The organism is Candidatus Obscuribacterales bacterium, from assembly GCA_036703605.1.
Classification (GTDB): domain Bacteria; phylum Cyanobacteriota; class Cyanobacteriia; order RECH01; family RECH01; genus RECH01.
Map to the genome: position 1 here is coordinate 1 of DATNRH010000339.1, position 1,000 is coordinate 1,000.

Annotated in this window: 2 protein-coding genes; both read left to right on the top strand. The window is 53.6% G+C overall.

What is annotated here, in order from left to right; genetic code table 11:
• Window positions 1–60 precede the first annotated feature (60 nt).
• The gene (locus V6D20_07135) at window positions 61–399 is read left to right on the top strand and encodes a hypothetical protein (GenBank protein HEY9815557.1); all 339 of its coding nucleotides are present in this window, start codon (window positions 61–63) and stop codon (window positions 397–399) included.
• 39 nt (window positions 400–438) lie between these two features.
• Window positions 439–861 (top strand): hypothetical protein, encoded by a 423-nt coding sequence (locus tag V6D20_07140; GenBank protein HEY9815558.1) that lies wholly within the window; start codon window positions 439–441, stop codon window positions 859–861.
• The last annotated feature ends 139 nt before the right edge of the window (window positions 862–1,000 follow it).

The following is a 1,000-nucleotide window of genomic DNA, read 5'->3' on the forward strand; positions in this document are numbered from 1 at the left end:
TAGATGAAAGTGGGCGTAAATTCAGCAGAAACGCAAGGTGATCCAGGGAAACCGGAGAGGATGGTAAACCGTATCGTCATCGTTTTGCTGGCGATATTTGTACTGGGGTTTCTCAGCGTTCCCCACATGCGGGTAATAGAAGCCCGTAAGGAAGGAATGCGGTTGGTTGAGCTGTTAGAAGATTACAAGGTCGAGCATGGGACCTATCCGGACAACTTGCAGAAGCTAGGTGTCGAAATCACACTTGGCAGTGAGGGTGCACATGGAATCCGGTATCGTCCTTATAGCGAAAATGCGGAGTTCACCCTGGCATGTTTCGGTAGGATCCCCCTGACGTTTCTTGAGGTCAAAGATGTATATAGGTCTGAAACAAGGGATTGGAGGACGATCCGCGATTAGTCCTCCGGCCGATCGCTGTGTGGTGCGAGAAAGCGTAAGATGCTTACAAAAAAGGAAGAGCTCTTCTTGCAGCATGTCTCCTCGAAACACCGCTATACCATCATCACTGGGTTTGTCCTGTGCTTTGCCGGGGGACTCTATGGTGTCTGGGCCGTGCAGCAAATGGACCCAGGGCGTGCTCCTGACCCGCACAGCGCTTTTGACCGTCCCATTGCGCGGTTGGCGCTTCTGGCCGCGGGCTACCAAGAGCGGCTGAGTGAGCTTGAACCGCAGAGCGAGCGCGAAAGAACTGTGCTCACGCACCTCAAGGCCCAAACAGATGCATCGGGTCGTTTAATGCTCATGTTGGCTCGATTCATGTTGGCCAGCATGCTGATGACAGTGGGGGTGGTCTTTCTCACCATCGGTCTGACACAAAAGCAGTTCCTGGATATTATCGGAAAGTTGCAGAAGGTTCCTTAACCACCTCTGGCACATGCGTTGCATCACCTTGGCGGAGAAGCCGGCGGGGCCAGAAGGCCATTTTGCTTGAGAGCCTAAGGCGGGGTAAAATGATCAAGCGGGGGCGGGAAAATGAGTCCCCAACACCGGGGATGACAGG

Bases quoted from the DNA above. Each gene is read 5' to 3' on its own strand.
- V6D20_07135 (HEY9815557.1), top strand. From the start codon at position 61: ATGGTAAACCGTATCGTCATCGTTTTGCTGGCGATATTTGTACTGGGG.
- V6D20_07140 (HEY9815558.1), top strand. From the start codon at position 439: ATGCTTACAAAAAAGGAAGAGCTCTTCTTGCAGCATGTCTCCTCGAAA.